This window comes from Pseudomonas sp. UBA5568, assembly GCF_002425525.1.
Taxonomy (GTDB): domain Bacteria; phylum Pseudomonadota; class Gammaproteobacteria; order Pseudomonadales; family Pseudomonadaceae; genus Aquipseudomonas; species Aquipseudomonas fulva.
Genome location: NZ_DIMK01000021.1, coordinates 50,274 through 75,097, shown reverse-complemented (window position 1 = coordinate 75,097; position 24,824 = coordinate 50,274). Strand labels below are relative to the sequence as shown.

Here is a 24,824-nt window from a genome sequence, read left to right as displayed (position 1 = left end):
GGTGAATGGCCGATCAACTAAGGGCACAATGCCACTATTGGTCTGCCAGGTTGGAATTGCCCTTGCTTCGCCTTAACGCTGTCCGCCCAAGCCATTTCGTACCCTCTCTCGTCTTGCTGGGGGCAGGCTTGGCTGCGGCTTACGTCAAGGACCTCAGCGTTTTCTTCACATCGCTTTTCAATGTGCTGCCAACCCTCGTGCTGTTGATGGGCGGCGCCTATTGCGCGGTGTACAGGCGCCAGCGGGAGCTGTTTCTGATGCTCACGGTCTACATCGCCTATTTCCTGCTCGATACCCAGACTGACTTCTATCGAGACAACGGCCGCGTTCGTGAAGATGCTGCCGTGATCTTCCACCTCGTGTGCCTGCTGTTACCGGCGTTGTATGGCCTTTATGGCATCTGGCAGGAGCGCACGCACCTGCTCCAGGACCTGGTCGCCAGGTGTGCGGTGCTGTTGGCCACGGCCGCAGTGGCGGCCGGCTTCGAGCAAAGCTTTCCCGAGGCACTGCTGGCCAGCCTGGCGGAAATCCGCTGGCCGATCTTGCACGGTCAGTGGATGAGCCTGATTCAGCTGGCCTACCCGGTGTTCATGGGCATGCTGGCCTTACTCGTCGTACAGTACCTGCGTGCGCCCAGGCCCCTGCATGGCGCCTTGATCGTGGGCCTGGTCGGTATTTTCTGGATGCTGCCCAAGACGTTCGTGTTGCCTTTCACGCTGAACATCATGTGCAGCCAGGTCATGCTGATGATTGCCACGGCAGTCGCTCACGAAGCGTACCAGATGGCGTTCCGTGACGAGCTCACCGGGTTGCCGGGCCGTCGCGCGCTCAATGAGCGCCTGCAGCGACTAGGGCGCTCCTATGTGATCGCCATGGCCGACGTGGACCATTTCAAGCGCTTCAACGACACCCATGGCCATGATGTGGGCGACCAGGTATTGCGGCTGGTGGCCAGCCGGCTTGGCAAGGTCAAGGGGGGAGGCCGCGCCTACCGCTATGGCGGCGAAGAATTCGCCGTGGTGTTCGCGGGCAAGACGGCTGACCAGTGCGTGCCGCATCTGGAAGCGGTTCGAGAAGCGATTGCCGGCTATGCCATGCACTTGCGTGACCAGAGTGTTCGTCCGCTGGATGACAACGCCGGCCGCCAGCGCCGCACAGGCAGCAGTGGCGACACGGTTACCGTGACCATCAGCGTAGGTGTGGCCGAACGGCAGGGCGATAACCGCAGCGTTGAAGAGGTGCTCAAGGCTGCCGATCAGGCGCTGTACGCTGCCAAGGCCGCGGGGCGTAATTGCTTGATGGTGCACGGCCTGAGAAATCGTCGGGGAGCAGTGCGGGAAGCGTGACCATAACTGACTACTTAGTCTCTTGATGACCCTATGTGTCGTAAAAGTTGTTCGGTTACACTGGTTCCACTACCCGTGCTGCGATGCTCATCGCCGCCCGTCCTGACCAGCGAGAGGTTGTCATGGCTGAATATAAAGCGCCCCTGCGCGACATGCGCTTCGTACTGAATGAAGTCTTCAACGTGGGCCAGCAGTGGGCGCAGCTGCCGGGCTTGGCTGAGTTGGTCGATGCCGAAACGGCCATGGCGGTGCTTGAGGAGGCAGGCAAGGTCACTGCACGCAGCATTGCACCGCTCAGCCGCGCTGCCGACGAGGAAGGCTGCCGCTGGGACAACGGCGCGGTGCATACGCCTGCCGGGTTCATCGAAGCCTACGACACCTATGCTCAAGGCGGCTGGGTAGGCGTGGGTGGCGACCCTGCCTTCGGCGGCATGGGCATGCCCAAGGCGGTATCGGCCCAGGTCGAGGAGATGGTCAACGCAGCCAGCCTGTCGTTTGGCTTGTACCCCATGCTCACCGCAGGTGCCTGCCTGTCGATCAACGCGCACGCCGACGAGGCGCTCAAGCACACGTACCTGCCGAACATGTATTCAGGTGTGTGGGCAGGCTCCATGTGCCTGACCGAACCCCATGCAGGTACTGACCTTGGCATGATCCGCACCAAGGCCGAGCCCCAGGCTGACGGCAGCTACCGTGTGACCGGCACCAAGATCTTCATCACCGGCGGCGAGCACGACCTGACCGAGAACATCATTCACCTGGTCCTGGCCAAGCTGCCGGACGCACCGGCAGGCCCCAAAGGGATCTCCCTGTTTCTGGTCCCCAAGTTCCTGGTCAACGAAGACGGCAGCCTGGGTGCTCGCAATCCGGCGACCTGCGGGTCCATCGAGCACAAGATGGGTATCCAGGCCTCGGCCACCTGCGTAATGAATTTCGACGAGGCGGTCGGTTACATTGTGGGGGAGCCCAACAAGGGGCTGGCCGCGATGTTCACCATGATGAACTACGAGCGGCTCGGGGTTGGCATCCAAGGGCTCGCTTCGGCCGAGCGCTCTTATCAGAACGCTGTCGAATACGCCCGGGATCGCCTGCAAAGCCGTGCACCGACCGGGCCCCAAGCCAAGGAAAAGCCTGCTGACCCGATCATCGTGCACCCGGATGTGCGGCGCATGTTGCTGACCATGAAGGCGCTGACCGAGGGCGGACGGGCGTTTTCCAGCTACGTGGCCATGCAACTGGACAGCGCCAAATACGCGCAAGACAGTGCCGTGCGCAAGCGCAGCGAGGAGCTGGTCGCGCTGTTGACCCCGGTGGCCAAGGCGTTTCTGACCGACCTGGGCCTTGAGTGCACCTTGCACGGTCAACAAGTGTTCGGTGGGCACGGGTATATCCGCGAATGGGGTCAGGAGCAGCTGGTGCGCGATGTGCGTATTACCCAGATCTACGAAGGCACCAACGGTATCCAGGCGCTGGACTTGATGGGCCGCAAGGTGGTGGCCAGTGGTGGCGCGTACTACCAGCTGTTCTCGAACGAAGTGCGTGAGTTCATTGCCGGTGCCGGTGCTGGCATGGCTGCGTTTACCAGCCCCTTGGAAGCGGCGCTCGACCAGCTCGATGGCGTGACCGACTGGGTGCTGCAACAAGCCAAGGGCAATCCGAACGAAATCGGGGCGGCGTCGGTTGAATACCTGCATGCCTTTGGCTATGTCGCCTATGGCTACATGTGGGCATTGATGGCCCAGGCTGCACTGGCAGGCGAGGGTGATGAAGCGTTCTACCAAGGCAAGCTTGGCACGGCACGCTTCTATTTCGCTCGCTTGCTGCCCCGCGTCGATTCGCTCATCGCCTCGGTCAAGGCGGGTAGCGAATCGCTGTACCTGCTGAATGCGGAGCAGTTCTAGGACTGGCGCAGGCGATGAAGACGACTGTAGCGCAAGGGCTCGGCGCCAGGGTGGTCGCCATGACAAAGGGTGGTGATAGGAATGATTACCCTTTGTAAGCCTTTTCCTACAACACGTGGTGACTTTTCACCACTGTTCTCAGATTGGATCCAGGGTTATCTTTCTTCCATGGACGTTGCGCAGGAAGCGCATAGGACAGATCAAGGAAGACGACGAAGGATTTCCTGCCAGGATGGTGGGGCGATACGGATGTCACAGGGAAACAGTCTGAAGAACCCCGCCTCGGCGGGGTTTTTCTTGTGCGTCACGTTCAGCTCAGTGCATCCAGTGGCGAAGCCACCGGTCCGCGCAGGTTGGTTTCTTCTTCGAGCAGGCCACGCAGAAGCTCGATAGAGGCCTGTTGACGCTGAGCGTCACGAAACACCAGCCCTACCTTCAAGGGCACCCTGGGTTCACTCAATGGTTTCCACAGCAGCCCTTGCTGCGCCTGTTCGGCTTCCTTGGCACGGCCCGGCAGGATGGTCGCCAATGAGGTGTGTGACAGGCTGTCGAGAATGCCTGCCATGTTATTCATTTCTGCCTGAACCTGCGGGCGACGACCTTGGCTGGCCAGCTGGGCCTGCCAGATCTGGCGCATCTGGAACTCCTCGCCCAGCATCAGCATGGGCAATTCCGCCGCCTGGTGGATCGACACCTTCTTGAAGTCCTTGAGCGGGTGGGTCGCTGGGATGACCAACTGCAATTCGTCCTCGTACAACAACACGCCATGCAGCCCAGGTTGGCGCGCGGGCAAATAGCTGATGCCGATATCCAGCGTGCCACTGATCAGGCGCTTCTCGATTTCCAGACCCGACAACTCATAGATCTGCACCACCAGGTGCGGCTGGGCCTTGCGCAGTCGTTCCAGAAGCTGCGGTACCAGGCTTGGCCGAACCGTTTGCAAAACGCCGATCGCCAAGGTGCGCAGTGCCTGGCCTTTGAAGTTTCGCATCGCTTCGTGGGCCCTTTGCAGGCCGTCGAGCAGGGGCAGGGCATGATTGTACAAGGTGTGCGCCGCCAGTGTAGGCAGCAGGCGCTTGTTACTGCGCTCGAAGAGGCTCAGGTCCAGGCCATGCTCGAGTTGGCGAATCTGCTGGGACAGGGCCGGTTGAGATAATGACAGACGCTCGGCGGCGCGCCCGACATGGCCTTCTTCATAGACCGCGACGAAATAACGCAGTTGACGAAAATCCATAAGTTCTACTTATTGAAAATACTGCTAAATCGAAATGTCGGAATCGGCATCCGGCGCCTAGTCTATCGCTGTATAACAACGGGTTACAGGCTTTGTGCGGACCCCACCGTTACCGCAGCCTGACTTCGTATCCATAGGTACGGCATTCAGTTGAATCAAGGCCGTTCCAGCCCTGCCCATCATCCTAGCGTGCAGAACTTCGATGAATCTGTTCAACCTTCGCCGTCCAGCGCGTGCTGTCGGGATTGAAACATTGCATGAGCCAGCACGTGCTCGGCCTCGTCTCGATACAGCGGCGATGGGCTCACCTGTTTTCGTCAGAGGGCAAGGCGCCTGGCTTTGGGACGACCAAGGCCGCGCGTGCCTGGACTTCAATCAAGGCGACGGGGTCAACACGCTGGGGCACAGCCCAGAGCCCGTGGTGAAGGCGGTGGCGAGCCAGGCTCAAGCCTTGATCAACCCGGGCGTGGGGCGCTCGCACGAGGGCGTTCTGGCGTTGCGCGACCAGCTCTGCCAAGCAACCGGGAGTGACCGTGCCCTGCTTTTCGACAGCACGGCTCAGGCACATGAAGGTGCTGTGCGCCTGGCTCGCCAGTGGGGTGAGCGCCATCGCCACGGTGCTGGCCATATCATCGTTGCCCGCCAGGGCGGCGAAGCCGCGTATGGTGCGCCTGTGGCCAGCCGTGCAAGCCATTGCACACCCGAACACGCCCCTCTCAGCCATGTGCCGTTCAATGACCTGGCCGCACTGCACGCGGCCGTGGAGTCGCGCACGGTAGCCGTCGTGCTGGAACCCTTGCAAAGCCAGGGTGCAATCGTTGCTGCAACCGAGGAATACCTCAAGGGCGCTGAGGCCCTTTGCCGCGAGCTGGGCATTCTGCTGATCCTTGATGAAGCGCACACCGGCATGGGCCGCTGCGGTGCGTTGCTGGCCGAAAACCTGTACGGCGTGCATGCCGACATGGTGGTGCTAGGTGGCGGCCTGGGTGGAGGCGTTCCACTGGCCGCCTTGCTGGTACGCAGCAGCGCTGGCTGCACGCCGATGGCAGGCCTGCCGGATGCCTGGTACAGCAATGCGTTGACGGCCGCAGCAGGCCTGGCAGTCCTGAAAACGGTGCTGAGTGCAGGCTTCATCGAGCACGTGCAGGACACTGGCCGCCATCTACGCGAGGGACTTAGCCGCTTGGCGGGCCGCTTTGGCCAGGGCCAGGTCTGCGGGAGCGGGCTGCTGTGGACATTGCAGCTCAACGAGCCCCTGGCACGGGCGCTTGAGCGTGCGGCGTTGCAAGAGTGCCTGCTGGTCGGTGCGCCCCAGGCCGATGTACTGCGGCTCTCGCCGTCGCTTACCGTGACCCGCGGCAACGTCGACGAAATGCTGTTGCGCCTATCGCGCGCGTTCGCGCGACTGCACGCGGCCCAGGTCTCGGGGCGCAAGATGCCCGCCTAGTCCACCCACGTACAACCGAACCGTCTGGCGTTTCTGCGCACCGCCCTGGGTCTGTCACATTCGATCCAGGGCGTTTTTTTTGCCTGTGGAACCTCTGCAAGCGGCGGCGAGTCTGTGATGTAACCCCTTACGGAGAGACTCGCATGGACATTATTCGGATCATCATCGCAATCATTCTGCCGCCCTTGGGCGTGTTTCTGCAGGTGGGGTTTGGCGGAGCCTTCTGGCTGAACATCCTGCTGACCTTGCTTGGCTATATCCCAGGCATCGTGCACGCGGTGTACATCATCGCCAAGCGTTGAATTCCCTGCGGCTCACGGGTAGCCGTGAGCCGCAGGTTCAATGCTGCTCAAGCACCTTGCAGTAGAATCGCCATTCCTGTTCGAGCGCATGCTCAAGGTTACGGGCCTTGCGAAACCCGTGCCGCTCCCCCGCGTAGAAATGTGCCTGGGCCTCGATGCCATTGGCGTTGAGCGCTGCGAGCATGGCGCGGGTCTGCTCCGGCACCACGACCGCATCCAGTTCCCCTTGAAAGAACACCACCGGCACCTTGATTCGCTCGGCATGCAGGAGCGGCGTGCGCTGCCGGTAGCGCTCGGCATCCTGTTCCGGATCACCGATCAGCCAGTCCAGGTAGTCACCCTCGAACTTGTGCGTGGCACGCGCCAATGCAACCGGGTCGCTGACGCCATACAGGCTCGCGCCTGCCCGGAATACCTCCCTGAACGCCAGTGCGCAGAGGGCGGTGTAGCCGCCGGCACTGCCGCCACGGATGAACACTTTGGTCTTGTCGATCAGGCCATCGGCCGCCAGGCGCTCGACGGCTGAGCAAGCATCTTCCACATCGCTTTGCCCCCAACGCAAGTGCAACGCATGGCGGTACGTGCGGCCATAGCCGCTACTGCCGCGGTAGTTGAGGTCCGCAACGGCAAAACCTCGTTGGGTCCAGAACTGGATCCTCGGGTCGAGCACCGGATAGCAGGCCGAGGTCGGGCCACCATGAATGAAGACGATCAGCGGCGATGGCGTAGTGCTGCCTGCCGCCGGATAGAAAAAGCCATGGGCCAGCGCACTCCCGGTTCCGCAATGGAATGATTGGGGCATGCTGACCCGATGCGCCGGCAGTACCTCGGCGCCCCCAGCCAGTATGCTCACTTCGTGAGTGTCACGCGCAATCGCAATGACCGCCGCCGGGCTGATGGGCGAGGCGGCGATGGCATACACGCAGGTGGCGTCCATGGCCAGGTGCCGAAAGCGGGTGTAGGCGCTGGCGAACCGCTCAGTGCGACCATCGGGCGTGCGCAGACCCAGTTGTCCGAAACCTGCTTCGAACCAAGTGGCCAGGTAATGCTGTGGCCCGAGTGCCAGCCAGGTACTGGCGCCCAGTTGCCACGGCGCTGCGGCATGGTCGGCAGGCTCGCTTGCCAGCGCTTGCCAGCCGTCGTCACGCTCGCCCCACGGCTGCCAGAAACCATCGCGATCGGACAGGCAGTACAGGCGGTTGGCCTCATCGAATCGGGGCTGCTGCAGCGATTCATCGCCCGCTGCCACCGTTTGCGCTGGCCCCCATTGGCCGCTGGTCTCGCGACGGCAGGTCATGAGTCGCGTTACCGTCCACGGCTGCGCCGGGCGATCCCATTCGATCCAGGCCAGGCGCTGCCCGTCCGGGCTGACCGTGGGCGAAGCGTAGAAATCGGCGCCTTCGACCAGCACCTGACGTGTGCCCTCGGCCAAGGCCACCAGACGGTGCTCCACGGTTTCGCCATGGCGCTCCTCCACGGCCAGGGCCTGCCCGCCATGCCATTGCACATCGCCATAACGGCAGGCGGGGTCATGGGTAAGGGCGCGCGGCGGCGTGTTGTCCAAAGGTTGGGTGTAAACCTGCTGGTCCTTTTCGTTGACGAACACCAGTCCGTCCCCGCCCAGGCAGAAACTGCCCCCGCCATATTCGTAGACACGGCTGCGTACACTGAAGCCGTCGGGGGTCAGGCAGCGTGCCTGGTGATGATGCCAGTGCCAAATGCGGCAAGCGTCGTCGGCAGGCCGAAACTCGACCCAGAACAGGCCGGCGTCACCGACCTTGAGTTCGGCGAAATCGGTGCCGGCGGCGACAGCCTGGGCGGCGGTGAACTCAGCCTCGGGCGATGACACGGGAGTTTCGTTCATTTCGGAAAGTCATCTGTTCTATGGCGAGGTCGGCGCTTTGCGCCTGCTCGCGGGCCTTCAGGATCAAGTCATGGTCGGGCGACTTGGCGCATACCGGGTCGGCATTGCTGGCATCACCGGTGAGCATGAAGGCCTGGCAGCGGCAGCCGCCAAAGTCCTTCTCCTTCTCATCGCAGGAGCGGCAGGGTTCCGGCATCCATTGGTAGCCACGGAAGCGGTTGAAACCGAACGACTCATACCAGATGTGTCGCAGGTCATGGTCGCGCACGTTGGGGAACTGCACCGGCAACTGACGGGCGCCATGGCACGGCAGCGCGGTGCCGTCGGGAGTGATGGTCAGGAACAGATTGCCCCAACCGTTCATGCAGGCCTTGGGCCGCTCCTCGTAGTAGTCCGGCGTGACGAAGATCAGCTTGCACGGGTTGCCTTCGGCTTTGAGCTTGTCGCGGTACTCATTGGTGATCCGCTCGGCCCGCTCCAGCTGATCACGGGTGGGCAGCAGCCCGACCCGGTTCAGGTGCGCCCATCCGTAGAACTGGCACGTGGCCAGTTCTACGAAATCCGCATCCAGGGCGATGCACAGCTCGATGATGCGGTCGATCTTGTCGATGTTGTGCCGATGGGTAACGAAGTTGAGCACCATGGGGTAACCGTGGGCCTTCACGGCGCGGGCCATTTCCAACTTTTGTGCGAACGCCTTTCGGGAGCCGGCCAGCAGGTTGTTCACTTGCTCGTCGCTGGCCTGGAAGCTGATCTGGATATGGTCCAGGCCGGCCTGCTTGAAGGCGGCGATGCGCGCCTCGGTCAAGCCGATACCGGAGGTGATCAGGTTGGTGTAGTACCCCAGCCGGCGGGCCTCGGCGATCAGCTCGGCGAGGTCCTGGCGAACCAGGGGTTCGCCCCCGGAGAACCCAATCTGCGCGGCGCCCATCTCGCGGGCCTGGGCCATGACCTTGAACCACTGCGCAGTGCTCAACTCCTGGCCCTGGGCTGCGAAATCCAGAGGGTTGGAGCAATAGGGGCATTGCAGCGGGCAACGATAGGTCAGCTCGGCCAGCAGCCACAGCGGCAGGCCGACTTCGGGCGTGGGCGGCAGATCAGGCAAGCTCGATCCAGTGTTCGGCACGGGCCACCTCCATGAACTGCTCGATATCGTCGGCCACTTCCGGCACATCGGGGAATTGCTGCTGGAGTGCGTCGATGATGGCTGCCACATCGCGCTGACCGTCGATCAGCCCTCCGATCAGGCTGGCGCTTTCGTTGAGCTTGATCATGCCTTCAGGGTAGAGCAGCACATGGCCTTTCTGGGCAGGCTCGTACTGGAAGCGGTAACCCTGGCGCCACCTGGGCACTTGCTGACGATCGAAATTCATAGGGTGATCCCTTTATGCCATACCCGTTCCTGGGTAACGGAGTGATAAGGCGGCCGGTTCAGCTCGTAGGCCATGCTCATGGCATCGAGCATGCTCCACAGGATGTCCAGCTTGAACTGGAGGATTTCCAGCATACGCTGCTGCCCAGCCCAGGTGGTGTAGTGCTGCAACGTAATGGCCAGGCCATGCTCAACGTCGCGGCGAGCCTGGCCAAGGCGCGTGCGGAAATACGCGTAGCCTGCCGGGTCGATCCAAGGGTAGTGCTGTGGCCAGCTGTCCAGGCGCGATTGGTGGATCTGCGGGGCGAAAAGCTCGGTCAGCGAGCTGCTGGCCGCTTCCTGCCAGCTGGCGCGACGGGCGAAATTGACGTAGGCGTCCACGGCAAAGCGCACCCCCGGCAATACCAGCTCCTGTGAGCGCAACTGCTCGGGGTCAAGACCAACCGCCTGGCCCAGTCGCAGCCAGGCTTCGATGCCGCCATCCTCACCAGGTGCGCCATCGTGGTCGAGCAAGCGCTGTATCCACTCCCGGCGCACCTCGCGATCCGGGCAGTTGGCCAGGATGGCGGCGTCCTTCATCGGGATGTTGACCTGGTAATAGAAGCGGTTGGCTACCCAACCCTGGATCTGTTCGCGGGTAGCACGGCCTTCATACATGGCCACGTGGTAGGGGTGGTGAATGTGGTAGTAGGCGCCCTTGGCGCGCAGGGCCTGCTCGAACTCGGCAGGGGACATCGGCAGTGCATCGCTCATTCGGCTGGCTCCTGGAAGACTTGAGGTGGCGGGCAGGCCCGTTACAACTCGATGCTCATGCCGTCGAAGGCCACTTCCACACCGCGGCGCAGCACTTCGGCACGCTCGGGGGAGTCTTCGTCGAGAATCGGGTTGGTGTTGTTGATGTGGATAAGCACTTTGCGCTGGCGTGCAAAGCCGTCGAGCACCTCGAGCATGCCGCCGGCGCCGTTCTGGGCCAGGTGGCCCATTTCACGGCCGGTGCGCGTGCCCACACCGCGGCGCTGCATTTCGTCGTCTTCCCACAAGGTGCCATCGACCAGCAGACAGTCGGCGCCTTGCATCATCTCCAGCAGTTGCTCGTCCACCTGGCCAAGGCCGGGCGCATAGAACAGCTTGCCACCGGTGCGGGTGTCCTCGACCAGCAGGCCGAGGTTATCGCCTGGGTGCGGGTCGAAACGGTGTGGCGAATAAGGCGGCGCCGCACTGCGCAGCGGGAAAGGGGTGAACCGCAGGTTGGGGCAGGCCTGGATGACGAAACTGCCCTCAAGCTCGATACGGTTCCATTGCAGGCCGCCGTTCCAGTGGCTGAGCATGGTGAACAGCGGAAAGCCGGTGGTCAGGTCCTGATGGACCATGTCGGTGCACCACACCGGGTGCGGGCAACCTTCGCGCAGGCTGAGCAGGCCAGTGGTGTGGTCGATCTGGCTGTCCAGCAGGATGATGGCGTCTATGCCGGTGTCGCGCAGACCCCGGGCAGGCTGCATGGGCGCGAAGGCCTGAAGCTGTGCGCGAATGTCTGGCGAAGCGTTGCACAACACCCAATGCACACCGTCGTCGGACAGGGCGATGGATGACTGGGTGCGGGCAGTGGCCCGCAGGGTACCGTCCCTGAAGCCCTTGCAATTGACGCAGTTGCAGTTCCACTGCGGAAATCCGCCACCGGCGGCCGAGCCGAGAACCTGGATATACATGGGTGCTCTCTATGCTGTGCGGAAAGTCATGCCTGAAAAACGAAAACGCCCCGGCAGGCCGAGGCGTCGTACCCTAAGCCGTGCTTAGCGGTTGGCGAAGTACATGGTGACTTCGAAGCCGATACGCAGGTCAGTGTATGCAGGTTTGGTCCACATGGGATTACTCCTTCCGAATGGGTTTGAGGAACGCTTGACTACTACTTGGGTACCGCCATAGGCAGGAGGTTCCCTGAATCAGGGTTGCGCTATCTTACAAGAAAACCGTTCATCCGAAGACTGTGTATCAGGAAAGTAGCGTTGCACCAGGTGCAATAATCTCGCGCTGCTTGGCCTGAAAGTCAGGTGGCGCGGCAGCGGTGGCCAGACAGGTCCAGGGCGCCTGCCCATCGAGCAATGCGTCCTGCAGCCTGTCCAGATCATGCTGCCGCACATTGAGGATAGCCCTGCGTACGCCATCCAGCGTCCAGGGTTGTGTAGCCAGGTGTGTCTGCCAGGCCCACTCCACGACCTCGGCGTTGCTCATCACCGCTTCATCGAACTGATCGGCCAGCAGTTGCTGCGAGGAAAGATCGAGCGTGACGCGCTCGCGCAACAAGGTGACCACCTGTTCCAGGATCATGGCCGGGCTGGCGTGGGGCGATTGCACGCCGATCATCAGCCCGTGCACGCCCTCCACCTGGCGCATGGCGCTGAACACCGCATAGCCCAGTTGCAGTTCGACCCGCAAACGTTGATAGACAGGGCCTTGAAGCAGGTGAGCCAGCAGCCTGCCCGCTGCCTCCATGCCCGCTGGCAGAGGGTAGAACAACAGCAGGGCATGCTCGCTGCCGTACCCGTCCACCGTGTGCCAACGACGGGCGGGCGGTGGGACGGGAACAGGCGCGCGGCCATGGCCAGGCAGGCCTTGCAGGACGGCTGCCAGTGCCCGCTGTGTATCTGTATCGAAACCCACAGCCAACCCATGCCAGGTGGCCTGTTGCCAGAGCCTGTCGAGTTGGGCCTGGCTTTGCCGTGACACGGTCTCCGCCTGCACGTCGAGGCCTACCACGGCGTTTGGCAACTGCTCGAGCAGTGCCCTGATGGGCATGGGCTCATTGGGTGGTACCGCGCGGTCAGCCCAGCAGTCGGCCGGCGGGGCCTTCAACAATGGCAGGGCAATCCCCATGGCGGTGACCACGGCCGAAGCTACGCCTGCGCAGCGCAGCGCCCATCCCTGGCCGGCCCTGGCGAAACTCAGCTGTACCGAAGCGCGTTCGCAGCGCGCTTTGAGTGGGGCCAGGGCTTGATCCAGAACGGCATGCAGTGATTCCTTCAAAGCAAGGGGTACCTGCCAACGCACAAGCAGGGCTGCGTGCTGACGCGTGGCAGGCAAGGCGCCGCTGATGCTCAGTCCACCGGGTAAGGACCACTCACCGGTCTCAGGCAACGGTGTGTGCAGCAACGGCTCGCTCACAGGGAGCTGCCAGCGACCCTGGTCCGAATGGGGCAGGCTCGCCAGAAGCGCAGCAAAAGCGCGCTGGCCCTGTGTGTCGAGCGCGGTAAAGGGAAGCCCTGCGCTGTCCCTGCGGGCCAGCTCCATGGCGCTGGCGCTGTGCTCACGACGCCTTTGCAAGCGCCCGAATTCTCGATTGAGCTGCGCCAAGTCCGCGTTCTGCATGTATCCGAACCAGCCGTGAAGCAGGGCCATGGCCTGCCCAACAGCCACACCGGTGCCTGGCGTCAGATCGATGTGCCAGAGCAATTGCCCGGCGAAGGCGTAGAGCGTTTCAACCTTGATGGCCTGCAACCCGCAGTGCTGGCGCGCGGCAGCGAGCCACATACCGGGCCGGCTGTCGTTCAGGCAACTGATCAGCAGCGCTAGGGCATGCTCTGCGCCGGCCGGCATCTGGTCATGAGCGAACAGTTGCGGGTTGCAGCGTGTGCCCAATGGGGGTGGAGGGCGCTGCAGCTCGCGCGTGCCGCTGGCGAACAGTTGTGCGGGGGGCACGGCCAACTGTTCCAGTTCATCCAGGGACTGAGGGCCGCTCACCGCCAGCACCATTTGGCCACCCTGGTAATAGCGTCGGTGAAAGTCCCTCAGTGCTTGCTGGAAGGCGGGGTCTTGCAGCGGTAAGGTGTAACGGTTACCGGCCTGGAAGGCGCGCAACGGATGACCCGGCGCGACGGATTGCAGCAAGGCATGATGCGCCTGGGCCTGACGACTGCGCGACCAGGCGATGAATTCGGCGTGGATCACTTCGCGCTCGTCGCGTTGGCGGGCGATGGCCAGGTCCGGCTCGGCCAGCATCTGGCACAGCCGCATCAAACCGCCCGCCAAGGCTGTGGGCGGGGTTTCGAAGAAGAAGTCCGTCGTCCGCTCGCGGGTGCTTGCATTGACCTGGCCGCCGAGCGCCTGCACGTAGCGCATCAGGCCATTTTCGAGGGGATAACGCGTTGTACCCAGAAAGAACAGGTGCTCGAGAAAATGCGCCAGCCCAGGCCACTTGGCAGGGGCGTCGTGGCCGCCCGCGTGCACCCTGAGCGCCGCCGCGGCGCGCTTGAGACGAGGGGCGTGGCGCAGGGTGAGCTGCAGGCCGTTGGCAAGGGTGAGCTGGCGGATGGTGTCAGGCATGGGGGCTCCGTGTGGTCCGACCATGCTAGCCTGCAAGCGCTGCGCTGTCAGTGATCCTGCCCAGGCGTTCGTCCGTGCAAGGCCTGACGCAGGTCGGTGAGGTAGGGGAATGCTCGACGGCCCTGCACCACGGCTTGCTGTTCCAGCTCGGCCAGCAGCAGGCATTCTTCATGGCCTGCCATGTCCAATATGCCGCCATCCGGGCCGACGATGCTGCTTTGTCCGCAATAGTCGATGGCGCCTTCCGTGCCGCAGTAGTTGGCATACACCAGGTAACACTGGTTTTCCTGGGCCCGGGCCCGCACCGTCACCTGGCAAACGAAGTCGTAAGGCTTCATGTTGGCCGTCGGGACCAGGATGAGCTCGGCGCCGGCCAAGGCCAGCCGACGGGCATTTTCCGGGAACTCGATGTCGTAGCAGATCAGCAGGCCGACTTTCCAGCCGTCCAGCTCGACGACCGGAAAATGATCCGGCCCCTGCGTGAACATCGTGCCATCAAGCTCACCGAACAGATGCGTCTTGCGGTAGTTGCCCAGGGTGCGGCCATCGGCAGCGATCAGTTGCGCGCTGTTGAAAACGGCACCGTTTGGGTCGCGTTCCGGGTAACCGTAGGCGATGGCGATACCATAGGTCTGCGCTGTCTGCATGATGTGCTGCGCTGACGGGCCATCGCAGGCTTCGGCCAGTTGCTGCACCTGGGCCGAGCCGATGTTGTAGCCGGTCAGAAACATTTCCGGGCAAACCAACAGTGACGCGCCCTGGCCGGCCGCCAACTGCGCCTGGTCGCGCAGCCGCTGCAGGTTGCCGGGCACATCCAGCGGGCCAGGCGGCGCTTGGAACAAGGCTATGCGCATGACAGCTCCTGGGTCAGTCGGCCAGCGCGATCGGGCCGATCTCGTCGAACACATCGCCTGGCCCCGGATTCTCGGGGTGGGTATGCCCGCCGAAGTGATTGATGATACCCCACACCGCATTGAGCGACGTCTGCACGGCGCCCTCCACCCAGGCAGGCGTCCAGGACACGTCGTCGCCGGCAATGAAGATGCCGCGCTGCTCGGCGGGCATGTCCTTTTGCATGAAGTGGGCATACATGCGTTGGTTGTAGCGGTAATGACCGGGCAGAGCGCCTTTGAAGGCGCCGAGGAAATACGGGTCCGCTTCCCACGACACCGTGATCGGATCGCCAATGATGTGGCCGGCGATGTCGGTCTTCGGATAGATCTTCTTCAGCGCGTCCAAGGCCAGCTGCACGCGTTTCTCGACCGGGTGTGGCAGCATTTTCAAGGCATCGCTCATCCAGGCATAGGACAGGCAGATGACCCCCGGCTTGTCGTCGCCGTTATCGAACAGGTACGTGCCGCGGGTCAGGCGGTCGGTCAGGGTCATGCTCAGCAGGTCGCGGCCGGTTTCCGGGTCCTTGTCCTTCCAGAACGGCCTGTCGACCATGACGAAGGTTTTCGACGACTGCATGTAGCGGGTGCGGTCCAGTGCCATCCACATTTTCTGGGAGAACAGCGATTCTTCGCAGTCGATCTGGGTGGTCAGCAACCACGTCTGGCAGGTGGCGAGCACGGCGCCGTACTGGCGGGTATCACCCCAGTTGTCGGTGACGGCCAGGCGGCCATCGGCAGCGCGCTGGATCCGCTTGACCCCGGTGCGGGGTGCGCCGCCATGCAGGGACCGCAAGCTGGTGCCCTCGGGCCAATGGGCGCAGCGCTCGGGCCGATGACGCCAGATACCTTGCGGTACCTGCTCCACGCCGCCCACGATCAGATGCTGATGATCATCGCAGTTGGTCATGACCACCCGGAAGATTTCCAGCATCGAGTTGGGGAAGTCAGAGTCCCAACCGCCTGTGCCGAAGCCTACCTGGCCGAACACTTCGCGGTGCAGGAAGCTGAGCTTGGCGAACGAGCGCGAGGTGGCGACGAAGTCGTAGAACGTGCGGTCGTCCCACAGCGGTACGAGTTTGTTCCACAGCGCCTTGAGGCGTGGTACATCGCGATCACGGATCGCTTGCTGGATATCGGCGAATTGCGCACCGCTTTCCAGCGCGTCAGCCCAGGCGTCGGCCACTTCATGAAACAACTGGGGAAGATCGGCAGGGGTTTCGGCGTAGTAGGTCTGGCCTTCGAGGTCGATCACCGTGCTGCTGGAGGCCGAGCTCAACGGGTTAGGGAAGGGCTTGGTCTGCAACCCTAGCTTGTCCACGTAGTGATAGAACGCCGTGGACGAGACCGGAAAGCGCATGCCACCCAACTCGGCGACGATGCCATCGGTGCCATTGAAGGCTTGCGAGCGCAGCCGGCCACCCAGTTTCGAGGCTTCGTACACCACTGGCTTGAGCCCCAGTTTCATGAGCTCGTAGGCGGCCACCAAGCCGGCGATTCCGGCGCCGATGATCGCGACTTCCTCGCCGTGACGTTGCGCCGGAATCGTGCCCAGGCCTGCCGGATGCTCCAGCCAGTCATCGAAGGCGAATGGAAAATCCGGGCCGAAAATGGTGATGGGTTTCTTGCCGTCGTCAGGGTGCCGGTTGTTCTTGTTCATTGAAGGACCTTGCCAGAGCGGCTGCGCGATGTGCTGAGCCTGAGTATAGGAGACGTCTGGCGGTCATTTTAGAGAGGGGGCGTTTCGTTATTAAGAAGCAGAATGAGGTCGAAATGTCTCAGGGTTGGTCATAGTGACGTGTCAGGTGAGCACTTTGACGATTTCGGCTTCATGAGCATGGGTTTCAAAGCGCCTGACCGCGATCCACCTTGCTGCTGAGGATGATCGACGTGGTGGTTTTTTCGACGCCCTCGACGTTGCCGATCCGGTCCAGCAACTGGTCCAGTTGCTCCGGTGACTCCGTGTGCAGCCAGGCCACGTAGTCGAACTCGCCGCTCACTGCGCACAACTGCCGCACAGCGGCCATCGTGCTTAGTCGTTTGACGACCTCTTTGCCCGAGCGTGGCTGCACCTTGATGCCCACATACGCTTGTAGCCCACCGCCCATCACCTGCTGCCCCAAGCGCACGCCATAACCGGAAATCACCTTGTTCTTCTCCAACCGCTCGAGCCGTGAGTTGACCGTGGTGCGAGCGATGCCCAACTGGCGCGCGAGCATGGCTACGCTTTCGCGGGCATTGATCTGCAACAGGGCGATCAGCTGTCGGTCGATTTCATCCAGGGCGAACGGGCGAGGGTCTGGCATGGCGTGGCTCGGCGAGCGAAAGGGGGGAGGTAGCCTAGCTAGGCTGGGTGGGTGGGGGCAAGGAGGATTGCCCCGCTGCGCTCAGACGTTCATTGAGGCTCACTGGGCTATTTGGTAACGCGTACTGCGGCCGCCACCGGGCAGGCGTTCGATGCAGCCTTTTTCCAGAAGATCACTGAGGTGGCGAGTAGCAGTGGCTTTGGAAACTTTCGCTACGGCTTGGTACTGCGCTGCGCTGATACCTTGCTCGAAGCCGCGCTCGCCACCGTCGAGCAGACGGTTGAGTACTTTTACCTGCTCTGCGGATAACCCCTGGCCGCGGTGCGCCTGCCAGAATCGCGCCTTTGCCAGTACTCGATCAATACGTACGAGAGCCTTTTCCAGGCTGTTGAGCAAGGTGGTCAGAAACCAATACAGCCAACGGGTGATGTCCAGTCCACTTTTCTGACTGGCTTCCAGGATGCGGTAATAACCGGCGCGGTCGTCGAGAATGCTCGCGGACATCGCATAGAAACGGATGGCTTGTCGTTCACCTTGCGCCAACGCCAAGTCGGTGAGGGCGCGGGTAAGGCGGCCGTTACCGTCATCGAACGGGTGCAGGGTAACGAACCAAAGATGCGCGATACCCGCACGCAAGAAAGGGTTCAGGCTGGCATCGCGGCGACTGCGCTCGAACCAGACGAGAAAATCCGCCACTTGTGTTTCCAGGCCAGTTCGCGCAGGTGCTTCGAAGTGGACCGTCGGGCGGTCGAGCCGACCGGAAACCACCTGCATGGGCTCATGGCCGCGCAATGTGCCGATATGCAGAGGTCTTGACATCAGCGGGTCATCGCTTGGAAACAACCAGCGGTGCCAAATGAAGAGCCGTTCTGTGTCTAGCGTTTGTTCATACCCCTGAGTGGCATCGAGCAGCAATGCTGCCAGGCCTTCTGATCGCGGTGTGGCTGATTGGCTTTCCTCGTTCAACCCTAAGCGCTGCGCCAGCGATGAGCGCACGGAACCAACATTCAGTTGCTCGCCCTCGATGGCGGAAGAGGTGATTATGTTCTGCAGCATGGCATCCAGGCTGCTCTGCACTTCAGTGTCGTGCCCTGCGGCATCGAGCATCCCCAACAGACGGCCCTGCGCCTGACTGCAGGCGTGCAGCAGTGGGGCGAGTGTTTCAGTTTGCCAAGTAAACCCTGGCCAACCGGGCTGCTGCCAGATCCATTGCGGGTCATTCATAGGTTACGTTCACGTGAGCCGATTAGGGAGCCTATTCGGCTCATTAAATGAGCCGATAATGCCGCCTATTCGGCTCACTGTCCAATGCATAGCGGGGAACATAGTGGCCTCAAGGGCGGTTTCAACACGGGCATCGGGCCCATGACGTGATATGAAATGCAAAAAAGCCGCACAGTTGCGCGGCTTCAAAGAAGGTGGTTCGAACCTGCCCAGCAGAGCCTTTACCTTGTTGGCTTTTCTATACGCCCTTAACATGGCAGACCCTCGCAAGGCAGGAAACACCATGTGGTTCACGAATAAAAAAACGCTCAGTGCCGAGCAGGCGACTGCGCTCAATGACCAGGGCTGGGCGGCGTTCCGAGCACAGGATCTGGACGCTGCGCAGCAGTGCTTCGAGAACCTTGCCAAGGCGTGTCCCGACGACCCGCGCTGGATGAATGGCGTTGGCGCGGTGAGCCTGGCACGTGATGATCGCGCCAATGCTCATCGACACTTCCAGAGGGCCGCCGACCGTGATTATCCCGGCAGCCACTACAACCTGGGCATCATGGCCTACCAAGACGGTGATCACGACGTTGCCCGCCGACACTTCCAGAGGGCTGCCGAGCACGACTATCCGGGCAGCCACTACAACCTTGGCAGCATGGCCTTCCAGGAGGGTGACCACGACACCGCCCGCCAATACTTCCAGAAAGCCACCGAGTACGACTGTGTCCGTAGCCACTTCTACCTGGGCAGCATGGCCTACCAGGATGGCGATCACGATGCTGCCGTCGAACACCTCAACAAGGCTGTGCGCCACGATCATCCGGAGGCGTTGAACTTGCTGGGTGACGTCCATCTGCATGCAGAGCGTTATCCGCAGGCTGAGCAGGCCTACCGGCGCGCGGCCGAGTTGGGCAATGTCGACGGCTACAACAATCTTGGCCTTCTTTACTTGCAGCTCGAAGACTATCAACAGGCCAAGCAGGCGTTGTTGCAGGCCTTGGAGTCCGACCACGTCTACGCCCAGCACAACCTGGCTGTGGCCTATCACCGACTGGGCGAGCTCGAGGCGGCCGAGCGCTGGTACCTGATTTCCTTCTCAGAGCACGGCAACCTGCAGTCGCTGGAGAACCTTGGGCATGTCTATGGTGACAGTGGGCGTGAGGTCGAGGGCCAGGCGCTGGTCGCGGCCTCCGACAAGCTCTACGAGGATCAACCGCTCAACGATTACGAGCAGGCGTTGATCGACCGGTTGCTGGCCTGAGCCACGGTGACCTTGCCGCTAGCGCCGCCGACCCAGAAAGCCGAAAGCCGCGCAGTGCGCGGCGTTGGGTATGGTGGGCCCACACGGACTCGAACCGTGGACCAAAGGATTATGAGTCCTCTGCTCTAACCAACTGAGCTATAGGCCCTCAGTAGGAGGCGCGATTATAACGAGGGTTTCGCACCTGTGCCATCCGAAAGATCCGTTAGTGCTATACGAAGAAATTGCGCAGCGAATTCCTCTGGCAGCAAGGGCAGGCTGACGATGTAGCCCTGGATCTGCTCGCAGCCTTCGGTAGCCAGAAATCGCTGCTGGGCCTGGTTCTCGACGCCTTCGGCAATGATGGTCAGCTGCATGCTGCGGCCCAGCGCGATGATGGCGCGGGCGATAGCGGCATCGTGGGGGTCGTCGGGCAGGCCGCGGATGAAGGATTTGTCGATCTTGAGGATGTCCAGCGGCAGCCGCTTGAGGTAGCTCAACGACGAATAACCGGTGCCAAAATCGTCGATCGCCAGTTGCACGCCCAGTTTCTTCAACTGGTGCAGAACCGCGAGGGCTTCTTCGGCCTGGCTCATGATGAAGTTCTCGGTGATCTCCAGCTGTAGATCGCCGGCCTTGAGTTGGTGTTGCTTGAGCAGTGCCTCGATGCGCCGTGCCAGGTTGGGTTGGCGAAGCTGCGCGCCGGCCAGGTTGATCGACAGCGGGCCAAAGGGTTCGTAACGCTGTTTCCAGGCTTGCATCTGGCGGCAGGCCTGTTCCAGTACCCAATCGCCCAGTTGCAGGATGGTGCCGTTTTCCTCTGCCAGGTGGATGAAATGCTCCGGTGGCACTTCGCCAAATGTCGGGTGGCTCCAGCGGATCAAGGCTTCGGCACCGACCAGGGTCTGGGTTTGCAGGCTAAGCTTGGGCTGGAAGCACAGGCTCATCTCGTTGCGTTCGATGGCCCGGCGCAGTTCGTGCTCCAGGGCAACACGCTCACTGGCCTGGGCGGTAAGGTCGCGGGTATAGACTTCCACCCGGTTGCGCCCCTTGGCCTTGGAGCGGTACATGGCGGCATCGGCGTTGCGGATGAGCGTGGCGACATCGCTGCCGTCGTGTGGGTAGAGGCTTATGCCGATGCTGGCGCTGGTGAAGAACTCATGCTCGCCGGCCTGGAAGGGGGCGTTGAAACACGCCAGCAGCTTGTTGGCGATGGTGCTCGCGTCACTGGGCTTGTGCAGGCCAGGCAGCAGGATGATGAATTCGTCGCCCCCCAGGCGCGCCACGGTGTCCACGTCGCGCACCTGCTCTTTGAGGCGCTGTGCGATGCCCTTGAGCAGCAGGTCGCCTACCGGATGGCCGAGGCTGTCGTTGATGTGCTTGAAACGGTCCAGGTCCAGGAACAGCACGGCGCCTTGGCGATTGGACAGTTGTCCACAGGTCAGCACGGCCTGGAGCCGATTTTCGAACAGGGTACGGTTGGGCAGGCCAGTAAGGGGGTCGTGATGTGCCTGGTAGTCCAGCTCGGCTTGTGCGTGCTTGATGCTGGAGATGTCGGCGAACACCGCCACGAAGTGCGTGATCTCGCGCTCGGCATTGCGCACGGCACTGATGGTCAGCCAGCTAGGGTACAGCTCGCCGTTCTTGCGTTTGTTGTAGATCTCGCCCTGCCAGTGCCCTTCATCGGTCAGTTGATGCCACAGGGCAGCGTAGAAGGCGCTGTCATGCTGGCCCGAGGCGAGCAGGCGAGGGGTCTGGCCCAGCGCTTCGATCTCGCTGTAGCCGGTGATCTCGCTGAAGGCACGGTTCACCGCACTGATGCGCTGGTCGATGTCGGTGATCAGCACGCCCTCGGCCGTGTTTTCGAACACTGTGGCGGCCAGTTGCAGTTTTTCCTGCATCAGGTGGCGCTCGGTAATGTCCCGGGCGATGGTCAACATACAGTCGGTGCCGGCGATTGGCAGCGGGCGCGCAGACAATTCGCACAGGCGAATCTGCCCGTCGCTACGGCGGATATGGCAGGTGAAGTCGCGTACGAAGNNCTCGGTTGAGCTGGTCGAGCAGACGCTTGCGTTCATTGAGGTCTACCCAGATGCCAAGGTCCAGCGACGTCTGGTCCAGGGTCGGGTGCAGGGCGTAGCCGGTCAGGCGGCAAAACCCGTCGTTGACCTCCAGCAGCAAGCCATCGTGCTGACGGGACAGCAACAGGCCGTCTGGTGAGGCATGAAACGCCTTGGCGAACTTTTCTTCGGAAATCTGCAGTTGTTGCTGGGTTTCCTTGAGCTGGCTGATGTCCCGTACGGCGACCACCAGCGCAGGTGTGCCGTCGAGTTCGAAGGTTTCAGCAGACGTAAGCCCTGTGAACACCTGGCCGTTGCTGCGCCTGAAGCTCATTTCCAGGTTGCGGATGCCGCCCAGGTGCAGGCGCTCCAGCAAGCGAGGGCCTGAACCCTCGACTGCCCATAGATTGAGCTCGGTCGCCGTCCGGCCGATGACCTGGCCAGGCGTCAGGCCTATCTGCTCCTCGAACGCTTCGTTGACCTCCAGCAAGCAGCCGTCGCTGTGGCGGGCGATCAGCAAGATGTCCGGGCACTGCTGGAACACCGAGGCAAACTTCTGCTCGGACAGACGCAGCGCATCTTCGGTGCGCTTGGTTTCACTGATGTCGATCATCAGGCCGCGCATGACGGGCTGGTGACCATGCTTGATCATGCTGACGATGTTGCGCACCCACAACGCTTGGCCATCGGCACGAATCACCCGGTAATCCAGGCTGTGGTCGCGCCCGGCGGCAGTTTCGCTTTCGCAGTAGGCCTGAGCCCATAACGCATCGTCAGGGTGCACGATGCTGCGCCAGAAACCGGGCTTTAGCCAATTGCTCAGGGGGTAACCGAGCAAAGCTTCGGCATGGGGCGATACATAGCTGTACGTGAAATCGTTCACGTCCGCTTCCCAGGCGATGGCTGAAAGGCTCTCGACCAGACCACGGTAATGGTACTCGCTGCTGCGCAGCTCCTGTTCCAGTGCGATGCGCCGGGAGATTTCGGAGCTCAGGCGCCGGTTGATACGCATGACCGTGGCCAGCACCAGTACCAGCAACAATACGGTGGGTACGCCGTACACCACCAGATCGGACCAGAACATGCGGGCAGTGCCGTGCTGTGCGGAGGCTTGCGGGGAGTCGGGTTGCGCCGTGGTTGGGCTGGGCATCGCCACGGCGACGTACTCGGCGACCGAACTTGGCTGTTGCACTTGCGCAACGCCCGTCGTGGTCCACAGGCTCAGGGTCACCAGCAGGATTGCCGGCATCAGGGGCATAGCGGCCTCTCGCATTCAAATGGTCTGAGTCGAGTGTAGACGGCCAATCACCTCTGGGATGGGTGTCAGGGAGGTTTTTTCAGGCTTAACAGGGCCTTGGAGACGGATGGCCAGTGGTGTGCGAAGCCTAGAAAAAACCCCGGCCTGGGCCGGGGTTAGTCATCACTCGTCGAGGAAGGAGCGCAGGTGCTCGCTTCGAGTCGGGTGACGCAGCTTGCGCAGCGCCTTCGCCTCGATCTGACGGATCCGCTCGCGGGTCACGTCGAACTGCTTACCCACTTCTTCAAGGGTGTGATCGGTGTTCATGTCGATGCCGAAGCGCATGCGCAGGACCTTGGCTTCACGTGCCGTGAGGCCCGACAGGACATCGCGGGTCGCTTCCTTGAGGCTCTCGACCGTGGCCACGTCGATCGGGGACTGCATGGTCGAGTCCTCGATGAAGTCACCCAGGTGCGAATCTTCATCGTCACCGATCGGGGTTTCCATGGAGATCGGCTCTTTGGCGATCTTCAATACCTTGCGGATCTTGTCCTCAGGCATTTCCATGCGCTCGCCCAACTCTTCCGGGGTCGGCTCACGACCCATTTCCTGCAGCATCTGCCGGGAAATGCGGTTGAGCTTGTTGATCGTTTCGATCATGTGCACCGGAATACGAATGGTGCGTGCCTGGTCGGCGATGGAGCGAGTGATCGCCTGACGAATCCACCAGGTGGCATAGGTCGAGAACTTGTAACCGCGACGGTATTCGAACTTGTCCACAGCCTTCATCAAGCCGATGTTGCCTTCCTGGATCAGGTCCAGGAACTGCAAGCCACGGTTGGTGTACTTCTTGGCGATGGAGATCACCAGACGCAGGTTCGCCTCGACCATTTCTTTCTTGGCGCGGCGAGCCTTGGCTTCGCCAATCGACATGCGACGGTTGATTTCCTTGATTTCGGAAACGGTCAGGCCGGTTTCGGTCTCAAGGTCGATCAGTTTCTGCTGGCACGCAACGATAGCTGCGTCCTTTTCACCCAAGGCCGCAGCCCATTTGGTGTTGCGCTTGGCAAGGTCACCGCTCCAGGTCTGGTCGGTTTCGTTGCTCGGGAACATGCGCAGGAAGTCGGCACGCGGCATGCGGGCATCACGCACGCACAGCTGCATGATGGCGCGCTCTTGCTGACGCAGGCGGCTCAGTGCGCCGCGAACGCGCTCGACCAGCACTTCGAACTGCTTGGGTACCAGCTTGATCGGCATGAACAGATCGGCCAGTGCCTGCAGGGCAGCAATGCTTTCCTTGTGATCACGGCCGTTCTTCTTCAGGACCTTGTTGGTGGCCTGAAGCTGATCGGATACCGCGCCGAAGCGTTGGGCCGCAACGACAGGGTCCGGACCGCTTTCGGTCTCTTCTTCGTCGTCGCTGTCGGACTCTTCTTCCTCGTCCTCGGACTCTTCCTTCGCAGCGGCAGTCTTGGCGCCTGGAATCGGCACTTCCTCTGTCGGTGCTGCGATGTTGTCATCGGGATCGATGTAACCACTGAGGACGTCCGACAGACGGCCACCTTCGGTGGTGACGCGGTCGTACTCGCCGAGAATGTAATCGACAGTGCCCGGGAAGTGGGCGATGGCGCCCATGACTTCACGAATGCCTTCCTCGATCCGCTTGGCGATTTCGATCTCGCCTTCACGGGTCAGCAGCTCGACCGTACCCATTTCACGCATGTACATGCGTACCGGGTCGGTCGTGCGGCCGATATCGGTCTCAACTGCCGCCAACGCAGCAGCGGCTTCTTCGGCCGCGGCTTCGTCGGTGTCGGCTTCCGCCAACAGAAGGGCATCCGCATCCGGAGCACTCTCGAATACGTTGATCCCCATGTCGTTGATCATGCGGATGATGTCTTCCACCTGTTCAGGATCTGAAATATCCTCAGGCAGGTGGTCGTTGACCTCCGCGTAAGTCAGGTAGCCCTGCTCACGACCGCGGGTGATCAACTCTTTGATACGAGACTGCTGTTGCGCTTTTCCGGACATAACACCCTATCCACTGAAGGTCTTGGCGGGCAAAAAACAAGCCGAGGATTATACCCGAGCATGGA

The 24,824-nt window shown here is 61.9% G+C and carries 18 protein-coding genes, 1 tRNA gene and 1 pseudogene; 5 read left to right on the top strand and 15 right to left on the bottom strand.

From position 1 onward, the window contains the following. Positions 1 to 62 precede the first annotated feature (62 nt). Both B2S33_RS06495 and B2S33_RS06490 read left to right on the top strand, forming a co-directional pair. Positions 63 to 1,346 (top strand): GGDEF domain-containing protein, encoded by a 1,284-nt coding sequence (locus tag B2S33_RS06495; RefSeq protein ID WP_288650076.1) that lies wholly within the window; start codon positions 63 to 65, stop codon positions 1,344 to 1,346. A 122-nt stretch (positions 1,347 to 1,468) separates the two neighbouring features. Then, positions 1,469 to 3,247, top strand: a complete 1,779-nt coding sequence (locus B2S33_RS06490; RefSeq protein ID WP_280077599.1) for an acyl-CoA dehydrogenase C-terminal domain-containing protein — start codon at positions 1,469 to 1,471, stop codon at positions 3,245 to 3,247. Between the two features lie 310 nt (positions 3,248 to 3,557). Here the strand turns inward: B2S33_RS06490 and B2S33_RS06485 are convergent, their stop codons facing one another. Beyond that, a complete protein-coding gene (locus B2S33_RS06485) occupies positions 3,558 to 4,481 on the bottom strand; it encodes a LysR family transcriptional regulator (protein ID WP_028686632.1) in 924 nt (307 codons plus the stop codon). A 202-nt stretch (positions 4,482 to 4,683) separates the two neighbouring features. On the opposite strand from B2S33_RS06485, the gene B2S33_RS06480 reads away from it, so the two are divergent. Then, the gene (locus B2S33_RS06480; RefSeq protein ID WP_288650075.1) at positions 4,684 to 5,928 is read left to right on the top strand and encodes an aminotransferase class III-fold pyridoxal phosphate-dependent enzyme; all 1,245 of its coding nucleotides are present in this window, start codon (positions 4,684 to 4,686) and stop codon (positions 5,926 to 5,928) included. Positions 5,929 to 6,071: 143 nt separating this feature from the next. Beyond that, a complete protein-coding gene (locus B2S33_RS06475; RefSeq protein WP_012316587.1) occupies positions 6,072 to 6,230 on the top strand; it encodes a YqaE/Pmp3 family membrane protein in 159 nt (52 codons plus the stop codon). A 37-nt stretch (positions 6,231 to 6,267) separates the two neighbouring features. On the opposite strand, the gene B2S33_RS06470 is transcribed toward B2S33_RS06475, so the two are convergent. From B2S33_RS06470 to B2S33_RS06420, 11 genes are all read right to left on the bottom strand, one after another. Next, complete coding sequence (locus tag B2S33_RS06470; RefSeq protein ID WP_288650074.1) at positions 6,268 to 8,094, bottom strand: S9 family peptidase; 1,827 nt, start codon at positions 8,092 to 8,094, stop codon at positions 6,268 to 6,270. After that, positions 8,060 to 9,220, bottom strand: coding sequence for a pyrroloquinoline quinone biosynthesis protein PqqE (pqqE, locus tag B2S33_RS06465; protein ID WP_027913609.1), 1,161 nt, complete (start codon positions 9,218 to 9,220; stop codon positions 8,060 to 8,062). Before pqqE ends, B2S33_RS06470 begins: the two co-directional genes overlap by 35 nt. Beyond that, the gene (gene pqqD / locus B2S33_RS06460; protein WP_023532357.1) at positions 9,192 to 9,467 is read right to left on the bottom strand and encodes a pyrroloquinoline quinone biosynthesis peptide chaperone PqqD; all 276 of its coding nucleotides are present in this window, start codon (positions 9,465 to 9,467) and stop codon (positions 9,192 to 9,194) included. The genes pqqE and pqqD overlap by 29 nt, the downstream gene beginning before the upstream one ends. After that, complete coding sequence (gene pqqC, locus B2S33_RS06455) at positions 9,464 to 10,219, bottom strand: pyrroloquinoline-quinone synthase PqqC (RefSeq protein ID WP_023532576.1); 756 nt, start codon at positions 10,217 to 10,219, stop codon at positions 9,464 to 9,466. Before pqqC ends, pqqD begins: the two co-directional genes overlap by 4 nt. 41 nt (positions 10,220 to 10,260) lie before the next feature. Next, positions 10,261 to 11,172 (bottom strand): pyrroloquinoline quinone biosynthesis protein PqqB, encoded by a 912-nt coding sequence (gene pqqB, locus B2S33_RS06450; protein ID WP_027913610.1) that lies wholly within the window; start codon positions 11,170 to 11,172, stop codon positions 10,261 to 10,263. An 84-nt stretch (positions 11,173 to 11,256) separates the two neighbouring features. After that, positions 11,257 to 11,328, bottom strand: a complete 72-nt coding sequence (gene pqqA / locus B2S33_RS06445) for a pyrroloquinoline quinone precursor peptide PqqA (protein WP_003243383.1) — start codon at positions 11,326 to 11,328, stop codon at positions 11,257 to 11,259. A gap of 127 nt (positions 11,329 to 11,455) precedes the next feature. After that, on the bottom strand, positions 11,456 to 13,783 hold the full coding sequence (gene pqqF, locus B2S33_RS06440) for a pyrroloquinoline quinone biosynthesis protein PqqF (protein ID WP_288650073.1): 2,328 nt from the start codon (positions 13,781 to 13,783) through the stop codon (positions 11,456 to 11,458). Between the two features lie 47 nt (positions 13,784 to 13,830). Next, entirely contained in the window at positions 13,831 to 14,637 is an 807-nt protein-coding gene (locus B2S33_RS06435; RefSeq protein ID WP_288650071.1) for a carbon-nitrogen hydrolase family protein, read from the bottom strand. Between the two features lie 13 nt (positions 14,638 to 14,650). Beyond that, positions 14,651 to 16,333 carry a flavin monoamine oxidase family protein gene (locus tag B2S33_RS06430; protein ID WP_027913612.1) on the bottom strand — a complete coding sequence of 561 codons (1,683 nt, stop codon included), beginning with the start codon at positions 16,331 to 16,333 and terminating at the stop codon, positions 14,651 to 14,653. Between the two features lie 184 nt (positions 16,334 to 16,517). Then, positions 16,518 to 16,979: an Lrp/AsnC family transcriptional regulator gene (locus tag B2S33_RS06425; RefSeq protein WP_028686628.1), complete on the bottom strand. Its 462-nt coding sequence runs from the start codon at positions 16,977 to 16,979 to the stop codon at positions 16,518 to 16,520. A gap of 99 nt (positions 16,980 to 17,078) precedes the next feature. Beyond that, entirely contained in the window at positions 17,079 to 18,203 is a 1,125-nt protein-coding gene (locus B2S33_RS06420; protein ID WP_145278959.1) for a Fic family protein, read from the bottom strand. 283 nt (positions 18,204 to 18,486) lie between these two features. Here B2S33_RS06420 and B2S33_RS06415 point away from each other — a divergent pair, with 283 nt between their 5' ends. Continuing rightward, complete coding sequence (locus B2S33_RS06415; RefSeq protein ID WP_027913615.1) at positions 18,487 to 19,452, top strand: tetratricopeptide repeat protein; 966 nt, start codon at positions 18,487 to 18,489, stop codon at positions 19,450 to 19,452. Between the two features lie 71 nt (positions 19,453 to 19,523). Here the strand turns inward: B2S33_RS06415 and B2S33_RS06410 are convergent. The 3 genes and pseudogenes from B2S33_RS06410 to rpoD all read right to left on the bottom strand — a co-directional run bounded on the left by B2S33_RS06410 (position 19,524) and on the right by rpoD (position 24,759). Then, a tRNA-Ile gene (locus tag B2S33_RS06410) sits at positions 19,524 to 19,600 on the bottom strand. 16 nt (positions 19,601 to 19,616) lie between these two features. Beyond that, positions 19,617 to 22,578, bottom strand: a pseudogene (locus B2S33_RS06405) (EAL domain-containing protein); the annotation flags it as partial. 333 nt (positions 22,579 to 22,911) lie between these two features. Then, positions 22,912 to 24,759, bottom strand: a complete 1,848-nt coding sequence (gene rpoD, locus B2S33_RS06400; RefSeq protein WP_027913617.1) for an RNA polymerase sigma factor RpoD — start codon at positions 24,757 to 24,759, stop codon at positions 22,912 to 22,914. Between the last annotated feature and the right edge of the window lie 65 nt (positions 24,760 to 24,824).

What these genes read in the sequence shown, in the direction of transcription:
- pqqF (WP_288650073.1), bottom strand. Translation starts at nt 13,783, where the DNA reads ATGCCTGACACCATCCGCCAGCTCACCCTTGCCAACGGCCTGCAGCTC.
- pqqD (WP_023532357.1), bottom strand. Translation starts at nt 9,467, where the DNA reads ATGAATTTCGATCGTCAGCAAGTGCCCAGGTGGCGCCAGGGTTACCGC.
- B2S33_RS06475 (WP_012316587.1), top strand. Translation starts at nt 6,072, where the DNA reads ATGGACATTATTCGGATCATCATCGCAATCATTCTGCCGCCCTTGGGC.
- B2S33_RS06415 (WP_027913615.1), top strand. Translation starts at nt 18,487, where the DNA reads ATGTGGTTCACGAATAAAAAAACGCTCAGTGCCGAGCAGGCGACTGCG.
- B2S33_RS06490 (WP_280077599.1), top strand. Translation starts at nt 1,469, where the DNA reads ATGGCTGAATATAAAGCGCCCCTGCGCGACATGCGCTTCGTACTGAAT.
- pqqC (WP_023532576.1), bottom strand. Translation starts at nt 10,219, where the DNA reads ATGAGCGATGCACTGCCGATGTCCCCTGCCGAGTTCGAGCAGGCCCTG.
- B2S33_RS06435 (WP_288650071.1), bottom strand. Translation starts at nt 14,637, where the DNA reads ATGCGCATAGCCTTGTTCCAAGCGCCGCCTGGCCCGCTGGATGTGCCC.
- B2S33_RS06480 (WP_288650075.1), top strand. Translation starts at nt 4,684, where the DNA reads ATGAATCTGTTCAACCTTCGCCGTCCAGCGCGTGCTGTCGGGATTGAA.
- B2S33_RS06425 (WP_028686628.1), bottom strand. Translation starts at nt 16,979, where the DNA reads ATGCCAGACCCTCGCCCGTTCGCCCTGGATGAAATCGACCGACAGCTG.
- B2S33_RS06420 (WP_145278959.1), bottom strand. Translation starts at nt 18,203, where the DNA reads ATGAATGACCCGCAATGGATCTGGCAGCAGCCCGGTTGGCCAGGGTTT.
- B2S33_RS06470 (WP_288650074.1), bottom strand. Translation starts at nt 8,094, where the DNA reads ATGAACGAAACTCCCGTGTCATCGCCCGAGGCTGAGTTCACCGCCGCC.
- B2S33_RS06430 (WP_027913612.1), bottom strand. Translation starts at nt 16,333, where the DNA reads ATGAACAAGAACAACCGGCACCCTGACGACGGCAAGAAACCCATCACC.
- rpoD (WP_027913617.1), bottom strand. Translation starts at nt 24,759, where the DNA reads ATGTCCGGAAAAGCGCAACAGCAGTCTCGTATCAAAGAGTTGATCACC.
- B2S33_RS06485 (WP_028686632.1), bottom strand. Translation starts at nt 4,481, where the DNA reads ATGGATTTTCGTCAACTGCGTTATTTCGTCGCGGTCTATGAAGAAGGC.
- pqqB (WP_027913610.1), bottom strand. Translation starts at nt 11,172, where the DNA reads ATGTATATCCAGGTTCTCGGCTCGGCCGCCGGTGGCGGATTTCCGCAG.